The 16,135-nt window shown below is 38.9% G+C and carries 16 protein-coding genes; 9 read left to right on the top strand and 7 right to left on the bottom strand.

The genetic code is table 11. The annotated features are described in order from the left end of the window. Nucleotides 1–72 precede the first annotated feature (72 nt). The 4 genes from CH362_RS19265 to CH362_RS11115 all read left to right on the top strand — a co-directional run bounded on the left by CH362_RS19265 (nucleotide 73) and on the right by CH362_RS11115 (nucleotide 2,367). A complete protein-coding gene (locus tag CH362_RS19265) occupies nucleotides 73–210 on the top strand; it encodes a hypothetical protein (RefSeq protein ID WP_165780257.1) in 138 nt (45 codons plus the stop codon). Nucleotides 211–284: 74 nt separating this feature from the next. Beyond that, complete coding sequence (locus tag CH362_RS11125) at nucleotides 285–896, top strand: LemA family protein (protein ID WP_100710425.1); 612 nt, start codon at nucleotides 285–287, stop codon at nucleotides 894–896. A gap of 14 nt (nucleotides 897–910) precedes the next feature. Beyond that, nucleotides 911–1,807: a TPM domain-containing protein gene (locus CH362_RS11120; RefSeq protein ID WP_100710424.1), complete on the top strand. Its 897-nt coding sequence runs from the start codon at nucleotides 911–913 to the stop codon at nucleotides 1,805–1,807. A 5-nt stretch (nucleotides 1,808–1,812) separates the two neighbouring features. After that, nucleotides 1,813–2,367 carry a TPM domain-containing protein gene (locus CH362_RS11115; RefSeq protein WP_100710423.1) on the top strand — a complete coding sequence of 185 codons (555 nt, stop codon included), beginning with the start codon at nucleotides 1,813–1,815 and terminating at the stop codon, nucleotides 2,365–2,367. A 4-nt stretch (nucleotides 2,368–2,371) separates the two neighbouring features. Here CH362_RS11115 and CH362_RS11110 read toward each other — a convergent pair whose 3' ends face one another. After that, nucleotides 2,372–2,770: a SufE family protein gene (locus CH362_RS11110; protein WP_100710609.1), complete on the bottom strand. Its 399-nt coding sequence runs from the start codon at nucleotides 2,768–2,770 to the stop codon at nucleotides 2,372–2,374. Between the two features lie 118 nt (nucleotides 2,771–2,888). Between CH362_RS11110 and CH362_RS11105 the strand changes: the two genes are divergently transcribed. Further along, nucleotides 2,889–4,736: an SLC5 family protein gene (locus CH362_RS11105; RefSeq protein ID WP_100710422.1), complete on the top strand. Its 1,848-nt coding sequence runs from the start codon at nucleotides 2,889–2,891 to the stop codon at nucleotides 4,734–4,736. Nucleotide 4,737: 1 nt separating this feature from the next. On the opposite strand, the gene CH362_RS11100 is transcribed toward CH362_RS11105, so the two are convergent. The 4 genes from CH362_RS11100 to CH362_RS11085 all read right to left on the bottom strand — a co-directional run bounded on the left by CH362_RS11100 (nucleotide 4,738) and on the right by CH362_RS11085 (nucleotide 9,328). After that, a complete protein-coding gene (locus CH362_RS11100; RefSeq protein ID WP_100710421.1) occupies nucleotides 4,738–5,631 on the bottom strand; it encodes a DUF4349 domain-containing protein in 894 nt (297 codons plus the stop codon). A gap of 137 nt (nucleotides 5,632–5,768) precedes the next feature. Then, a complete protein-coding gene (locus CH362_RS11095; RefSeq protein ID WP_100710420.1) occupies nucleotides 5,769–7,184 on the bottom strand; it encodes a jacalin-like lectin in 1,416 nt (471 codons plus the stop codon). A gap of 90 nt (nucleotides 7,185–7,274) precedes the next feature. Further along, complete coding sequence (locus CH362_RS11090) at nucleotides 7,275–8,180, bottom strand: aldo/keto reductase (protein ID WP_100710419.1); 906 nt, start codon at nucleotides 8,178–8,180, stop codon at nucleotides 7,275–7,277. Continuing rightward, the gene (locus CH362_RS11085; RefSeq protein WP_100710418.1) at nucleotides 8,177–9,328 is read right to left on the bottom strand and encodes an LLM class flavin-dependent oxidoreductase; all 1,152 of its coding nucleotides are present in this window, start codon (nucleotides 9,326–9,328) and stop codon (nucleotides 8,177–8,179) included. Before CH362_RS11085 ends, CH362_RS11090 begins: the two co-directional genes overlap by 4 nt. Before the next feature lie 108 nt (nucleotides 9,329–9,436). On the opposite strand from CH362_RS11085, the gene CH362_RS11080 reads away from it, so the two are divergent. Then, complete coding sequence (locus CH362_RS11080) at nucleotides 9,437–10,564, top strand: TauD/TfdA family dioxygenase (protein WP_100710417.1); 1,128 nt, start codon at nucleotides 9,437–9,439, stop codon at nucleotides 10,562–10,564. A 64-nt stretch (nucleotides 10,565–10,628) separates the two neighbouring features. Continuing rightward, on the top strand, nucleotides 10,629–11,528 hold the full coding sequence (locus CH362_RS11075) for a bile acid:sodium symporter family protein (protein WP_100710416.1): 900 nt from the start codon (nucleotides 10,629–10,631) through the stop codon (nucleotides 11,526–11,528). On the opposite strand, the gene ygiD is transcribed toward CH362_RS11075, so the two are convergent. Further along, nucleotides 11,525–12,292, bottom strand: coding sequence for a 4,5-DOPA-extradiol-dioxygenase (ygiD, locus tag CH362_RS11070; protein ID WP_100710415.1), 768 nt, complete (start codon nucleotides 12,290–12,292; stop codon nucleotides 11,525–11,527). The two genes, CH362_RS11075 and ygiD, sit on opposite strands and share 4 nt — an antisense overlap. Nucleotides 12,293–12,379: 87 nt before the next feature. Further along, nucleotides 12,380–13,429, bottom strand: a complete 1,050-nt coding sequence (gene trhO / locus CH362_RS11065) for an oxygen-dependent tRNA uridine(34) hydroxylase TrhO (protein WP_100710414.1) — start codon at nucleotides 13,427–13,429, stop codon at nucleotides 12,380–12,382. A 137-nt stretch (nucleotides 13,430–13,566) separates the two neighbouring features. On the opposite strand from trhO, the gene CH362_RS11060 reads away from it, so the two are divergent. Both CH362_RS11060 and CH362_RS11055 read left to right on the top strand, forming a co-directional pair. Further along, entirely contained in the window at nucleotides 13,567–14,325 is a 759-nt protein-coding gene (locus CH362_RS11060) for a DNA alkylation repair protein (RefSeq protein WP_100710413.1), read from the top strand. 179 nt (nucleotides 14,326–14,504) lie between these two features. Continuing rightward, complete coding sequence (locus tag CH362_RS11055) at nucleotides 14,505–16,037, top strand: DEAD/DEAH box helicase (RefSeq protein WP_100710412.1); 1,533 nt, start codon at nucleotides 14,505–14,507, stop codon at nucleotides 16,035–16,037. Nucleotides 16,038–16,135: the final 98 nt, after the last annotated feature.

Below are 16,135 nucleotides of genomic sequence, written 5' to 3'. Positions count from 1 at the left end.
TTTTTATTTTCTGCCCGCCCAATTTGTCCGGGGCCCGCTGTATTTTTATATACGGACCACAAGGAGGCGCCAATGAAAACCGAACATAGAAACTCGATCAACCAAGAAAAAATATCTGCTCTTGCCGAAATGCTTGCAGACAAACTCATCGAAGAAATCCGCAAAAGAGCCCTGGAAAAACACCAAAATTTCCCAAAAGAGGCGGCATAAAACAGAATGTTGTCAGAAAAAACCGATTGCCAAGGGACGTTTTCCTTACAAAATTCCGCAGGTCGGAGGTGGGAATGTCCCAAGGCGATTTTTTTCGGATCCGTAAAAGTTTTCTGATCGGTTTTACCGGTCTGACTCTGTTTTTCACAAGTTCGTGCGGTTATAACACGATCCAAGTCCAAGATGAACAGGTAAAAGCTGCCTGGTCAGAAGTAATCAATATGTACCAGAGAAGAGCGGATCTCATTCCGAACCTGGTCAATACTGTCAAAGGTTACGCCGCTCAAGAAAAAGAAGTCTTGATCGAAGTCACTAGGGCAAGAGCCGGTGTAGGCTCCGTCCAAGCAACGCCTGAAGTATTAAATAATCCTGAACTATTTGCGAAATTCAATCAGGCACAAGGACAAATGACCTCGGCTTTATCCAGATTGATGGTAGTAGTAGAAAAATATCCGGACCTGAAATCAGACAAAAGTTTTATCGGGCTACAAGCTCAATTAGAAGGTACTGAAAACAGGATCGCTGTTGCAAGAAACCGATACATCACTTCAGTCCAAGAGTATAATATCACAGTCAGAACATTTCCAAACGTGATCACTGCTAAAATTTTCGGCTATGATATAAAACCGAATTTCAGCGTAGAAAACGAAAAAGAAATTTCGAAACCTCCTCAAGTCCAATTCTAAAAACTGGATTTCAGATGAGAAGGTACCTCTTTCTTCCAATTTTACTATTCTGTTCCGGGATTTTCGCGGACCAGGTCCCTATTCCCAAATTAGAGCATAGGGTCACTGACCTGACTTCTACATTAAGCCAAGAAGAAGTTTCTAATTTAGAAAATAAATTAAAAACATTCGAAAAACGTAAAGGAAGTCAGGTTGTTTTAGTCATCATCCCAACAACTGGAGATGAGACCATAGAACAGTATTCCATCCGCCTCGCTGAGGATTGGAAAATCGGAAGAAAGGGAACTGCAGACGGAGTTATTTTCCTAGTCGCAAAAGACGATCGTAAAATGCGTTTCGAGATCGGGCGAGGGTTAGAAGGAGCTATACCTGACGTAGTTAGTAAAAGAATCCAGTTAGAATACGTTAGACCTTTATTCAAAGAAGGTAAATACTTTGACGGGATTGACCAAGGAATTGAGAAGATACTCGGACTTATAGACGGAGAACAATTACCAGAACCAAGTTCTACTAGTTATGAATCATCAAGCGGAACAGCAGAAGATGATAATTTTGGACTATATATAGGTGCATTGGTTATTATAGGGATCGCAATAGGATTCTTATTTAAGAAACTATTCAGTTTGCTCCAGGCAGGACTTGCTACTTATTTCGGATACTTGGCGGGAGGATTCTTAGGTTTTTCTTTAGAAGTAATGCTTCCACTTTTAGTGATTTTCTTTATACTACTGTGCATCATCTACATAGCTGCTAAAAATCCAGGATCTGGTGGTGGAAGTGGATGGTCCGGAAGTTCTTGGAGTTCCTATAGTTCCAGCGATTCTGGTTGGAGCTCTTCTTCATCTTCAAGTGATTCTTTCAGTGGTGGCGGCGGAGATTTCAGTGGAGGAGGATCCTCTTCGGATTGGTGATTCATATGAGCAAAAATCCTTCTATAACCGAAAGACTGATACGTAATATTTTCGCTGGATTACTGGACCTATTCAGAATAGGGAACAGTCCTCTATCAGGTTTTACTTTATTAAGAAAATATTTTAGTCCCAAAGATCTGAGAGAGATTACATCTGCAGTTGCAAATTCCGAAAAAACCCATAGAGGAGAATTGAAGGTAGCGATCGAAACAAAATTCCCTATCTTCCAGATTTTCTCCGGCAAAACCGCAAGTGACAGGGCCTTAGAAATGTTCTCTTTTTTAAAAGTTTGGGATACAGAAGAAAATACAGGAATACTGATCTATATTCTTCTCTCCGAAAAAAAGATCGTTACCTTAGCAGATCGAGGGATTTACAAAAAGATAGGACAGGAAAAATTAAATTTGATCTCTTCTAAAATAGGAGAAGGTTTTAAATCTGGAGCTTCTAAGGATGCAATACTCACCGGGATCAAAGATTTAACCCAAGAATTGAGCAAACATTTCCCTGCCGGAAAGAAAAATCCAAATGAGATCTCAAACGAACCTTATATAAGTTGATATATTAGAAACTTCTAATTTTATTAACCATGGAATAGAGACCGTTTCTGCGGCTCATGGAAAGATGTTTGTCCAAGCCAATCTCTTTTAAAAATTCTAAGGATGCGGACTTAATCTCATCTTTTGTTCTTCCAGAAAAAACTCTCAGGAGTAATGCGATCATTCCTTTTGTAATCGCAGAATCGCTATCCGCTTGGATAAACAATTTGCCATCTTTTTCTTCCGGAACAACCCAAACTCTGGACTGGCAACCTGGGACCAATCTATCTTCCGTTTTTAATTCTGGAGCCAAAACAGGAAGCTCGTCCCCTATCTCGATCAGCATCTGGTATCTTTCTTCCCAGTCTGCAGCTTCCGAGAACTCGGCGATAATTTCTTTTTGAGCTTCTTCCAGAGTCGGCATTTTTTCCCTCAGGCTAATTTCTTCTAGGCTAAAAACCATGGTTTCCCCGGAAACAAAATAATTTGGAATACTTGTGTTAAGTAAAACCCTATGAAAGCTGGTTCTCGAGATACATACAGTGTTTAACTATATTGACGCAGTCATTTTTCTATCAACCTTGGGATTAGTCTTAGGAGTTGGATTTTACGTAGGCCGAAAAGAAAACTCAGGAGAAGATTATTTTTTAGGGGGAAGATCCCTTCCCTGGTGGGGAGTGGCGGGTTCTCTTTTCGGGACAAATGTTTCAGCAAACCATATCGTTGGGATGTTAGGAATAGGTTACTCAGTAGGTTTTGCACAAAGTAATTATATGTGGGGAGCTATTCCTGCTCTATTACTTCTTTCTTATATATTTCTTCCTTTATATAGAAGGAAAAAAATTTTCACCCTCTCTCAATTTTTAGGAAATAGATACGGAGAATCTTCCAAACTACTCTATTCCGGAATACTTCTGGTATTAATCGCAATCCAACTTGCTGCAGGATTATATATTGGATCAAGATCACTTCTCCCGTTCTGGAAAGATTTAGGCTGGGAAAATTTAGGTTATGTAGAAGGTGTACTGTTACTCGGGATCTTTTCCACCGTCTATACATGGTTTGGCGGACTAAAAGCAGTTGTTTATACGGATGTAATCCAATCCATTCTGATATTACTCGCTGGAATTTTACTTGCCTATCTCACTATCCAACATCCTGCGGTGGGAGGCTGGGAAGGTTTATGGGCGAAGGAAGCTATAGCCGCAGCTTCCGAAAAAAGAATGGATCTATTTTTACCGAGCGATCATTCCTCTCTTCCCTGGACAGGCGCATTAACTGGATTATTTTTTCTGCATATATTCTATTGGGGAACAAACCAATACGTGGTCCAAAGAACATTAGGGGCTAAAAGTCTAAGAGAAGCAAGAGCTGGTATCTTGGGAGATGGCTTTCTAACTTTAATCATTCCATTTTTTACAGTGCTTACTGGAGTTGCTGCCTATCATCTTTGGAACCAAACAAACCTAGTCTCAAAAGTAGATCCAGACGAAGCATTTTCCAGATTAGTATCTTTAGTTGTTCCGAGTGGATACGGCTTTGGAGGATTGATTCTCGCAGGATTACTGGGAGCAATCTTTTCTTCAGTAGATTCCATGTTAAACTCAGCATCTACATTATTCACTGTAGATTTTTATACTAAAGCGAAACAAACTCATTTAGGGAAAAAGTTCTTAGGAGAAAAATTAGAGGACGAGGAATCGGTTCGTGTAGGCAGAATGTTTTTGCTCTTCTTCTCCGCATTAACCGTATTTTTGGCCTTATTTACTTATACACCAAATTCTAAAGGGAATTTTTTCTTAGAGATCTCGGGACAAAGTGCTCATTTCACATTAGGATTACTCTCTGTATTTTTGGTGGGAGTTTTCTGGAAAAGATCTAATTCAAAAGCAGCTTGGATCACTATTCTAATTTGTCCGATCTTATCTATTTCTTTACCTTATCTTTATTCGATCTTATCTTCCGGAATTCCGGAAATACATATTATGTTCGGAGAAAAATTAAATTTTCTGCATAGAGTATTTATCGTATGTATTTTTGGAATATTCTCTCAAGTTCTCTTGAGCTTAATTTTATCCAAGAATGTATATGAACAAAAAGCGAAACCAGGATTTTCTGTAAAAATTCTAGCAAAAACTTTCTCTTTGGCATTCGTCTTCTTATTTAGTCTTGGATTATTTGTTTATTCCAGACTTGGATTAGGTATAAACGCAAAGATTTGTGCCTGGACAAGTTTTGCATTTTCTGGGTTATTCTTTTTAGGGGTTTCTTTGCAAAAAGCAAAACGTTTTCCTAAAAAATATAGAGTGAGAGGATTTTTCAGGAATGATATTTGGGCCGCAGGACTTTTGATCTCTGCGACCCTTTGGTTATACTTTATATTTTCTTAATTTATTTGAACCATTTATTTCTGGCAAACTTGACAAGATAAAAAATCCCTGCGGCAATCAATGCTAAAGGAATTATATAGATCAAAGATAGTATCAGTTTTAATCCGAGACTTGCCAAATCAATAAATGCATCTCCAAAACTTGGGACTTCTACAACTTTTGGTTTTTTAGGACCATACATATGAATGCTGATCTTTGCCCAATTGACCCTATCCATAATTTTCCATTTTTCGAATTCGGCAGAGTCAGCAGAATCTTCAGATTGTCCGATAAGTTCTTCAATTTCAGCGGCATTTTTAGGAGTGGATCTAACACCAAGATCTGTTCTTCTTGCAATCCTGATCTTCTCTCTTTTTGCATGGATTTGTTCTAATGTATAATTTTCAGTATGATCTTCTACTTGGATATTTTCAGAAGTAAGAGTTCCGATCTTTTCCAATTCCATTAAAACCTGATATAGATCGGAGGACTTTACATGAATGACAGCAGTCATACTTGGCTCAGTGTCTCCTCCCCAATTCTGCAAACTTTCACTCTGAACGAATCCATACTTTCCTGAAAGTTCTAATAGGAATTTTCGAGCAGCGATAAAATCTTTGGTCTCGAAATTTAGATCTACCTTATATTCTAAGAGGCGGCCTATCTTTAGGTTTCCGATTTTAGGAGTAGCAAAGGTTTTGATCTGATCCTCTGGAGCTTCTTCCCTTTCACCTGCCTTTCCAGCCAATTTTTTCTCGGCCTCTTGCATCGGTTGTTCATCCGCAGAAGAAGGCATTGGTGCCGCTGCAGACCTAGAGCGTCCGTCTGAAAGATCTTCAGATTGTTTTTGAGAATTTTCGGCCTTACAGACGAAAAGAAAAGATACGATTAAGATTGAAGTTAGAAAGCGAAACATTCATTTCTCCTAAAAATCCTATACGTCCCGCATCGAACCTCGGACATATTTAGGAAACTTTCTTTTAGAAACAAATGGATCGCTTTTTATTCCTTCGATTTTTATCGAATGTTCGGCCTAAATACTTTCCAGATCATTTACTGAACCGGAGCAAAGATCACACCTAGTTTATCAATTTCATCTCCGCTTCTTCCATGAAAACCTACGATTCCCCAGCCATTAGGAGCTGAGTATGTAGTGCAGGTTGATGTTGTAGATCCTCCTGTGAGAAATCTTCCAAGGCTTGTCCGAAATTGTGCATAAAAAATCCGAGTATGACTACTTTTTACGCCACTGCAAAGTTTTACTTGGTCTAAGTACTCTGTCGTTCCTAAAGTCAAAGTTTGTAAACTTCCCCCTGTTCCTCCATGGCTTAATACAGTTCCATTCGTTAATTGTAAAGAAACTGCATCCACTCTAGATCCGGATCTTAAACTTAATTTTAACGCAGATGGAGAAGAAGGTAGAGAATTTGCGTCATTGAACGCAGTCCCATGTGGTCCACCAAATGTATCACTATACAGCAGATTCTGTAAAAGAGAATAATTGAATGTAGAAGAAACAGCATAATGATCTGAAAGAGGAACACCAGTCACTGGATGAACAAATCTTGCGTCTTCCATCAAATATGAACTTGGAGATAAGGAAATATAGGAATTTCCACGGTAGAATATTTTATCCACTACCTCACAGCCTGCACTTGTTCTATGACCTTCGCAGTCCGTCAATGCATCTCCACCTTGTGTAGGATAAGATCCTCCTCGAATCAACTGGATCCAAACATCTGTAAATCCATGATTGATAAATTCTCGAATATTATCTCCGGATCTGGTATATCTTGTATTCGTATCTCCCATCACAATAACTGCATTTCCTGCAGAATTGGATTCTATAAAATTCAGAATTTGTAATACATTCGATCTTCTTGCAGCAAGGTCCGCATCTTCTGTGCTTGCATTCGTATGAAAATTATACACATCCAGAAATACTCCAGGGGCTACCTTATGCCTTGCTAAAGTAAATCCTTTAGGTGTTAAACAATCCGTTCCGTTACAAGCATCCCAATCCACTCTTTGGAAATCCGAGAATGGAAAATAAGAGAGAGTATTTAGACCATCTCCTATCCCCATTCCTCCACTTGTTGCGGATCGATACGGATGCGAATCATTTGCATACAAACTTGCATGGTAATTAAAATCTTCCTGAACTTGGATCAGATCGAATGGAGTCATCAAAGGCCCCATATAAGGTGTATTCTCACTTGGATTTGAGCTGGAAAAAGGCTCTAGCAATCCGGCAACATTATAGGTGAGTAAAGAGAATGATCCCGTTCCGTTTACAGTATCAATAACTGCAAGGTCAGAATAATTGGTTCCAATTTTCGTTTGGCTCGTTTTCTGGACCAATCCCAGCAAACTTTCCGTGTTTATTGCCTTCTCCCCGTTACAATTGAGCAGGAATAATAAAATTCCCACCAAAAGGGCGAGTACCTTTCTGCTTTGTTCGATTTTCATTTTTGGTTCTCCGTTTTGATATCGAACGGGCAGTATAAATATAAGTATTATATTCTAATTAGAAATTTCTTATATGGTCATTTTTTTCTATTAAGGGACTTTTTTACCTGTTCCAGCTTCTAAAATCTGAAACCATTCTTCTCTTTCTAACTCAACTTGAAAAGATTTCGTAGCAGATCGGATACGATCAGGTTCATTCGTCCCTAAAACTGGGACCAATTGTGCAGGATGAAATAGATACCAGGAGAATAATACCGCATCGATAGTTGTGCCCTTCTTCTTTGCCAACTCCTCTAATGTTTTATATAAAACAGTTTCTTGTTCCGTTTTAGGTTGGAAGATTCTGCCGCCGGCAGTTGGAGACCAAATCATAGGTTTGATACTTAATTCTTGGGCCTGGTCAAACACTCCATTTGTGAGAGGATCAGGATAAAATGGATGGAACTCCACTTGGTTTGTTACCAAAGGAAAATCCAATCTGGACTGCAAAAGTGAAAATTGAGAAGGAGTAAAATTTGAAACTCCAAAATATAGAACCTTGCCACTTTCTTTGAGGGATTTGAAGGCTTTCGCGATCTCGTCCGCATTCATAAGTGGATCAGGTCTATGGATCAAGAGTAGATCTATTTTATCTACATTTAGTTTTTTTAATGAACTTTCGGCGGAACTAGTTAGATATTTGCTAGATGTATCATAATGTTTGACCGAAATTCCTGAGCGATTTGGTCCTGGAAGCTGAATCCCAGCCTTAGTGACTATCTTGATCTTATCTTTTAGGCCAGGTTTAGATTTTACGACTGCGCCGAATTTCTCCTCATTTCCGTATTCTCCGTATAGATCCGCATGATCGAATGTATCTATTCCAGACTCCAGACAAACATCTATCTTTTCTAAGATCCGATCAATGCCCGAGCCTTTTGGATCTGAATGTAATCTCCAACAACCGTAAACCAATCTGGAAAAATTTGGACCTTCTTTAGAAAGTGAAATTTTCATTTTCTTTCTCCACTAGTTAAAGGAGTCACAGGCTCTCGATCAGGAATTCTTCCTTGGGCCTTAGGCAAAGAAACTGTTTGGATATGAGGTAAAACTTTTTCTGCGAATATTTTACATTCGTCCATCAAAGGATATCCGGAGAGTATAAATGCTCGAATTCCCATGTTTATATATCTATGAATTTTTTCTAATACTTGTTCTGGGGTTCCTACGATCGCAGAACCACAACCAGATCTGGCAAGACCAATCCCAGACCAAATATTAGGTTCTATGAATAGATCAGATCCTGCATTTTTCCTGAGTTCGTCCTGTCTCTTGACTCCTGCCGAATTTGAGTCCAAGGCTCTGTGCTTAAGTTCTTCTGCTTTTTGTAGATCCAGTTTAGATAATAATCTAGAAGCGGCATCTTTAGCTTCTTCTTCCGTATCTCTTACGATTACATGTATTCTTAAACCAAAATCTATTTTTCTTCCAGCAAGCTTCGCTCTTCTACTTAGATCTTTCATAGTGTCGGCTAATCTTTCTTCAGTTTCGGGCCACATCAAAAAAACATCGCAGTATTCTGCACAGAGTTGTCTTGCGTCTTCTGAAATTCCCCCGAAGTATAATAATGGTCCTCCGTTAGTTTGATAAGATTTAGAAGGATCCGAACTCAATTTTATCTTATAAAATTCTCCCTGGAAATCGATCTCATCTTTGGTCCAAGATTGTTTTAATATTTCGATAACTTCTTTAGAGATCTGATATCTTTCTTTCGAATCTCGGATCGTTCCAGGAAGATCAGATGATATAATATTAATATTCAATCTTCCTTTTAACATGTGATCTAATGTAGAGATAGTCCTTGCAAGCATAGGAGGATGTATTTCTCCACAACGAACTGCAGTGAGTAAGGAAATATTTTTAGTAAATTGAGAAGCCGCGGCAGCGAATGTCAAAGTGTCCTGTCCAACTTGGTAAGAAGAAGGAAGAAGAATATTCTGATAACCCAGCTCATCCGCAAGTCGGATAATTTCTGCACAATGTTCGAAACTGGATCTTAGTTTTGGGTCAGGAACTCCCAGATATTCGTAGTCTCCGTTACAGAGATCACAAAACCATGCCATCTCCACCTTAGGATCTTCCGAACGAATTTCAATAGAACTCATGGTATACGTATTTTAGAAGAAGCTACCGAATCAAGGCGGAAATGAAAAGACTTGCCTTTCCATTCTGTAGTTTTATAAAAGTTTTCATTCTCTAACGGGAGAGTCTCAATGAAAACAAATACAATTTCCCGATCTGGCAAATCTGCAATTAAGAAAGTTTCCGCTAACAAAACTAAGCCGAAAGGTGTAGGTCGTGTTGAAAGATCTTTTTTCCCAGGCAAGGAACTTCCTAGAATTTACGGTCCTGGTGATACGAACGCTTTAGAATCTGGATTTTTACCTGCGTGGGTCTCTAAAAATAAAAAATCGATCGAAGCAGATCTATTGGAATACGGTGCAATCCTATTCAGAGGATTTCAAATTTCTTCTGCACAAGAATTCGAAGACGTTGCTCTTAGCTTGGATAAAAATTTGAAAACTGACTATCTGGGAACTTCTCCCAGAAATAAAGTTACTCAGTTTGTCCATACTGCGAGTGAACTTCCCCCTCATTATCCTATCATGCAACATGCTGAGATGAGTTTTTTGGACAAACCTCCTCGCAAACTGATGTTTTTCTGTGCGGTTGCCCCTAATGCACATGGCGAAACTCCAATCGCGGACCTACGGAAAATATACGAGGATCTAGATCCGGACCTAATAAAAAAATTTGAATCTAAGGGCGTGAAATATATCCGCAAATACGACGGACCAAATGCTTCTCGTTATAATCTTTGGAAGACAAAACGTTGGGATGAGATGTTCTCCACTAAGGAAAAAAAACAAGTGGAGAAGATAGCAGCACAGCAAAGATTCCAAGTGGAATGGCTGCCTGAAGACGGATTAAAACTCACTAATAAACAGGTTGCTGTTCGTAAACACCCAATCGCCAAAACAAAGGCATGGCATAATCATAGCCAGGTATTCCACCAAGACGCAGCCAGATTAGAATATGCAAAAATTCTAAAACAACAAGGAACTATCCGAAGCCTGATCTTAGCAGGAGTTCTATACGTTCTTACATTCTTAAAGAAGAAGTTAGTAGAACCTAAAGATCAGGACACAAATGTGATTTTCGGAGATGATTCAGTGATCAGCGTTTCAGAAATGAGCAAGGTCAGCCAGACATTCTGGAAACATTTGTCCATATTCTCCTGGCAAAAAGGGGACGTTCTTTTGATAGACAATTATTCCATTTCTCACGGAAGATTACCATTCTCCGGACCAAGGGAAATTTTAGTCACCTGGACGGACTAAAATATAGTTTAAAAAAATCTAAAATATTAAACACGGCGGATAACTCATCCGCTGAAGGAAATACATGCAAGATTACGATTTAGTCAGATTGAATTTCAGTCCAGGAGGACTTTTTGTCCTGAATATATGTTTGGGACTGATCATGTATGGGGTCTCTTTAGAATTAACAATCGCTGATTTTACAAACTTAAGAAAACAACCTAAAGCAGCAATTGTAGGCTTATTTTCACAATTGGTGCTATTGCCAGCACTCACTGTAGGATTACTTTATATTCTAAAACCTCATCCAGGTTTGGCTCTTGGAATGATCTTAGTGGCAGCCTGTCCTGGCGGAAATATGTCCAATTTTATCAGCCTTCTTGCAAAAGGAAATGTTCCTCTTTCTATTTCCTTAACTGCGACTACGACTGTTCTTGCTTGGTTCTTCACTCCATTTAACTTTTTCTTTTGGGGAAAATTATATTCTCCTGCAGCAGACAGATTAAAAGAGATCAGTTTAAATCCTGTAGATGTATTCCTTTCTATTTTTCTAATATTGGTTTTACCTTTAATTTTAGGAGCACTTACAAATCGTTTTCTACCTAAGGTTGCTTCTTCTTTGAAAAAGCCGATGAGAATTGGATCCACAGTCCTGTTAGGTATTTTTATATTAATCGCATTTATTGGTAACTGGCGATCCTTCGTAGAGTTTGGACCTGTTTTGTTTTGGTTAGTACTTCTTCATAACGGATCTGCTTTGACAGTGGGATATCTTGCCTCTTGGATCGCAGGTCTTGCCCATAAAGAAAGAAAAACAATCTCTTTAGAAACGGGACTACAAAACTCTGGGCTCGGACTCATCCTAATTTTTACATTCTTCCAAGGAATAGGATCCATGGCCCTAATCGCAGCTTGGTGGGGAGTATGGCATTTGATTAGTGGGCTCTTCTTGGCTTCTATCTGGGGAAGAGAAAAAGCAACCTAACTGATCTTCATGCTAGTCAGAGATACTGAACTTTGGATGATATCATTATAAAAGCTGATTTCTTCCTTCTCTTCAGCCAATGCCAAAGCATATAACATAGGAAAATAATGTTCAGGAGTTGGGACTGCGATCTGCACTGCAGTCCCTAATTTCTGATAATTTGCCAAGCTCTTCCAATCTCTTTTTTGGATCAGATCCTTGAATGTTTCATTCGCATCCAAGGCCCAGTCATGTGCCTTGTCTTGATTTTTCCAATCATAAAGACGTAAGTTATGAACTAAATCCCCACTACCCAAAACAAGCACACCTTGTTCTCGAAGTTTAGACAAAGACTTTGCAAATTCGTAATGCCATTCTCCAGATTTAGTGGCATCTAAACTCAATTGAACTACTGGAATATTTGCCTTAGGATACATGTTCCTAAGGACACTCCACGTCCCATGATCCAATCCCCAAGAATCGTCTTGGATCACTTGTGCATCTTTGGATTTAGAAAGTTCTTCCGCAAGTTTTGGATCTCCGGGCGCGGAATATTGTACATCGAATAATTCCTGTGGAAATCCGTAAAAATCATGAATAGTAGGAGGAGATTGGTTTGAAGTTACATATGTACCTTTAGTAAACCAATGTGCAGAAATACTCAAAATTGCTTTAGGTTCCGGAAAATCTTTCGCGGATTCCGCCCATGTGTCGGCTAACGGATTTGGTCCGAGAGCGTTCATTGGACTTCCATGGCCTACAAAAAATACCGGTAACTTCTGCATAATATCCTTCTTTTCTGTTAGACTTCTTGTAATTAAAATGATTACAAGATATTTCAATTTTTCTCAGGAAAATTAAAAGGACCTGGATTATTTTCCTTTGTAAAGTTCGAAAACCTTAGGTCTGATCTTGGATTTAGAAAAATGTTGGTTAGAAGCCGCTTTACCTTTTCTTAATTTTTTCTGTTCTTCCACAGGCAAGGCAGCGATCTTTTGGCATTCTACAGAGCAGCAATTATCAAATTTTTCAGCACAAGACAAACATTGGATAAATAGAATATGGCAAGCTGGATTTGCACAATTGATATGCCTCGCGGATTTTTGATCACATTGGTGGCATTCACTTAGTATCTCTTCTCCCACAGTTTCTTGGAGTCTCGCATCAAACACGAAATTTTTCCCCTTAAACTTGGAATCCAGTCCCTTCTCCTTAATTTCAGAAGCATAAGAGATAATTCCCCCGTGGAGCTGATACACATTTTGGAATCCATGATGTTTTAGATAAGCAGAAGCTTTCTCACATCGGATCCCTCCAGTGCAATACATTACGATTTCTTTATCCTTTTTATCTTGCAGAAGATCTATGATCAAAGGTAATTCTTCCCTAAAGGTATCAGCTTGAGGAAGTAGCGCTCCTTCGAAATGTCCTATCTCAGATTCGTAGTGATTTCGAACATCCACTACGATAGTTTCAGAAGATTCTAATTTTTTATTAAATTCCTCTGCATTTAGATGAGTCCCTACATTGGTCACATCGAAAGTATCATCTGCAAGACCATCCGCTACGATCTTATTGCGAACTCGGATGTCCAATTTTAAGAATGAATAAGAATTTTGTTCCACTGCAATCTTGAATGGAACATCTTTGAATTCTTTTCTTGCATCTATAGAATCTCTGAACTTCTGAAAATTAAATTCAGGCACTGATAATTGAGCGTTAATCCCTTCTCTTGCTATATAAATCCTTCCGAGGACTCCTAAGGATTCCCATTCTCTATATAGTTCGTTACGGAGAAGGTCGGGATTCTCTAAAATCACATATTTATAAAAGGAAATAGTAGTACGCTGGAAATCCTCTGCCTCAATCTTCTTTCTAAGAATATCCTTACTATAAATATTATGAAGAGGTTTATGTTTCATACGAGAGCAGATCTTTCCTAAAAATTAGGATTTGTTGGACCTCCTAACTGGCAAGCCCAAAAACCGGGATTTAGAGTATGACATTTGTCCTTCTATAATGCTTGCCCTTATCTTCTAAAAAAATTAGATTTTGTCCCATGCCCAAATCCCCAACAGCTGCCCCAAAAAAAATATTAGGGGGCGAAAATTCAAAGGCGGAAGATATCATCCGAGAAGTCCGAAAACTCGCCGATCCAAAAGCGGTCGAAATACTCTCTCGATTTTTCAAAACAGGAAAGGGACAATACGGAGAAGGTGATCTATTCTTAGGAATAAAGGTCCCACCTCTTCGAAAAATTTCTAAATTATACAAAGGACTTCCATTATCCGAACTTCAGAAAATCGTAAAATCAAAGTATCATGAAGAAAGACTTTTAGGTTTTTTTATACTATGTGAGAAGTTCCAAAAAACTCCAGAAGAAGGTCGCAAAGAACTTCATCTATTCTATTTAAAAAATTTAAAATATGTGAATAATTGGGACATTGTGGATCTAAGTTCCAGAGAATTGATCGGAGATTATCTTATAGATAAGAAAAGAGACATCCTGTACAAGCTTGTTAAATCGAGTAATCTATGGGAAAGAAGGGTCGCGATCATCTCCACTTATGCGTTTATCCGCAAAGGAGACTTTAAAGATACCTTAAAGATCTCTGAAAACCTCTTAATGGATAAAGAAGATCTTATTCATAAGGCAGTGGGTTGGATGTTAAGGGAAGTTGGGAACAGAAGCCTAAAACCTGAGACGGATTTTTTAGATAAACATGCACATAAGATGCCCAGGACAATGCTTAGATACGCGATTGAAAAGTTCCCAACTAAGTTAAAGTCGAAATATATGAAGGCTGGCAAGGAATAAAAGACCTTTAATGCTATGCCGGAGAGTCGTGTTTGAATTCATGGAAGAAACGATAACTGAGCCTAAATCTTTCCTTTATGTTTAAATAGGACCATTCTATAAAGATCCAAGCTCTTAGCCAGACAGGCATATTCGTAGGGATAACGTAAAAATTTACGCGGACATCCCAGGAGCAATCTTTGAAACCCAAAAAAACATTCCAAGAACTCGGACTATCCGAGGACGTCTTAAACGCAGTATCCGATCTCGGATTTACTGAACCTTCTTCCATTCAATCCGAAGCTATTCCACTCATTCTTACTGGGAGAGACGTAATCGGCCATTCCCGTACTGGAACAGGTAAAACTGCTGCATTTGCAATTCCAAGTTTAGAAATATTGGAAGAAGGAGAAAAATCTCCACAAGTATTAGTACTCTGCCCTACCAGAGAATTGGTAGTCCAAGTCGCAGAAGAATATAGAAAATTAGGAAAATATAAAGAAGATTTCGAAGTAGCTGCAATCTATGGTGGAGATGATATCACCAAACAATTCAAGGCATTAAAAAGAAAACCACAAGTGATCGTAGGAACTCCAGGAAGGACCATGGATCATATGGACAGAAAGACCTTGGTTCTGGGCGGGATCAAAATGGTCATCCTGGACGAAGCAGACGAAATGTTGGACATGGGATTTTTAGAGGATATGGAAATCATCCTCGCAAAAGTTCCAGAAGAAAGACAAACAATCCTATTCTCTGCTACTCTTTCTGCAAAGGTGATGGGAATTACTAAAAAATTCCAAGATTCTCCAAAGATCGTAGATGTAACAGGTGGAAAAGCAGACAGACCGAAGATCCAGCAGATCTATTTTGAAATGAGAGAAGGCCTTAAGCCTGAGGCATTAATCCGCCTATTAGAGTTTCATACCCCAAAAGCTTCATTAGTATTTTGTAATACTAAAGTCAGAGTTGACGAAACAGTCGAATTTTTAAAGTCCAAAGGAATATTCTCCGAAGGATTACACGGAGATCTTTCCCAAAACCAAAGAAACAAGGTAATGTCCGGATTCCGTTCTGGGCTTGTTACAGTTCTTGTCGCAACTGACGTAGCGGGAAGAGGAATTGATGTAAGCGATGTAGAAGCTGTAGTCAATTACGATATTCCTAGAGATTCTGAAGACTATGTTCACCGTATCGGTAGAACAGGAAGAGCAGGAAGAAAAGGGCTCGCACTTAGTTTTGTTTCTAATAAAGACTTCAAAACATTACGCAAGATCAGAGAAGACCACGAATTCGAAATGGAACTTGGAAAAGTCCCTGATATTTCAGAACTCACAGAAAAGAAATTTTTGGAATATTCTCATATAGTTAAAGAAGTCGCAGAAGAAGGGGATGTTTCCGAATATTCCAAACTTGTAAAGAAGCTCACCACAGAAGGGGTCCCTGCAGAACGTTTAGCTGCGGCACTTTTCAAATTAGCTCTCGCAGAGAAGTCAGAAAAATTCGACTCGAACGCTCGTTTTGACCAAGACCAAAGAGGCTTCAGAGAAAAAGAAGGTTCTTCCCGTAATGACCGTGATAGACGTTTTGGTGGAAAACAAAAAGGAAAACGGGATCATAAGGATAAAAACCGAAACTCAAATCAATACCGTGGTGGCGGCGGTAGCGGTGGTGGAAGAAAAGGTTCTGGCTCTGGTTCCGGCGGCCCTTCTCGCAAAAAAGGAAAACGTTAATTTTCTAAATTAAAACATAAGCCCCGGATTTGTCCGGGGTCTCTATAAAATGGAAATTCTATCCTGGAATTTGGTATCCTGAATTGTACCGAATTCCA

Origin of the sequence: Leptospira saintgironsiae (assembly GCF_002811765.1) — a bacterium.
GTDB lineage: Bacteria > Spirochaetota > Leptospiria > Leptospirales > Leptospiraceae > Leptospira_B > Leptospira_B saintgironsiae.
This window is presented reverse-complemented; position numbering and strand designations above follow the sequence as displayed.

Bases quoted from the DNA above. Each gene is read 5' to 3' on its own strand.
- CH362_RS11090 (WP_100710419.1), bottom strand. From the start codon at position 8,180: ATGAAAATTTCACTTTCTAAAGAAGGTCCAAATTTTTCCAGATTGGTT.
- CH362_RS11080 (WP_100710417.1), top strand. From the start codon at position 9,437: ATGAAAACAAATACAATTTCCCGATCTGGCAAATCTGCAATTAAGAAA.
- CH362_RS11075 (WP_100710416.1), top strand. From the start codon at position 10,629: ATGCAAGATTACGATTTAGTCAGATTGAATTTCAGTCCAGGAGGACTT.
- CH362_RS19265 (WP_165780257.1), top strand. From the start codon at position 73: ATGAAAACCGAACATAGAAACTCGATCAACCAAGAAAAAATATCTGCT.
- CH362_RS11115 (WP_100710423.1), top strand. From the start codon at position 1,813: ATGAGCAAAAATCCTTCTATAACCGAAAGACTGATACGTAATATTTTC.
- CH362_RS11085 (WP_100710418.1), bottom strand. From the start codon at position 9,328: ATGAGTTCTATTGAAATTCGTTCGGAAGATCCTAAGGTGGAGATGGCA.
- CH362_RS11060 (WP_100710413.1), top strand. From the start codon at position 13,567: ATGCCCAAATCCCCAACAGCTGCCCCAAAAAAAATATTAGGGGGCGAA.
- CH362_RS11120 (WP_100710424.1), top strand. From the start codon at position 911: ATGAGAAGGTACCTCTTTCTTCCAATTTTACTATTCTGTTCCGGGATT.
- CH362_RS11110 (WP_100710609.1), bottom strand. From the start codon at position 2,770: ATGCCGACTCTGGAAGAAGCTCAAAAAGAAATTATCGCCGAGTTCTCG.
- CH362_RS11100 (WP_100710421.1), bottom strand. From the start codon at position 5,631: ATGTTTCGCTTTCTAACTTCAATCTTAATCGTATCTTTTCTTTTCGTC.
- CH362_RS11125 (WP_100710425.1), top strand. From the start codon at position 285: ATGTCCCAAGGCGATTTTTTTCGGATCCGTAAAAGTTTTCTGATCGGT.
- ygiD (WP_100710415.1), bottom strand. From the start codon at position 12,292: ATGCAGAAGTTACCGGTATTTTTTGTAGGCCATGGAAGTCCAATGAAC.
- trhO (WP_100710414.1), bottom strand. From the start codon at position 13,429: ATGAAACATAAACCTCTTCATAATATTTATAGTAAGGATATTCTTAGA.
- CH362_RS11095 (WP_100710420.1), bottom strand. From the start codon at position 7,184: ATGAAAATCGAACAAAGCAGAAAGGTACTCGCCCTTTTGGTGGGAATT.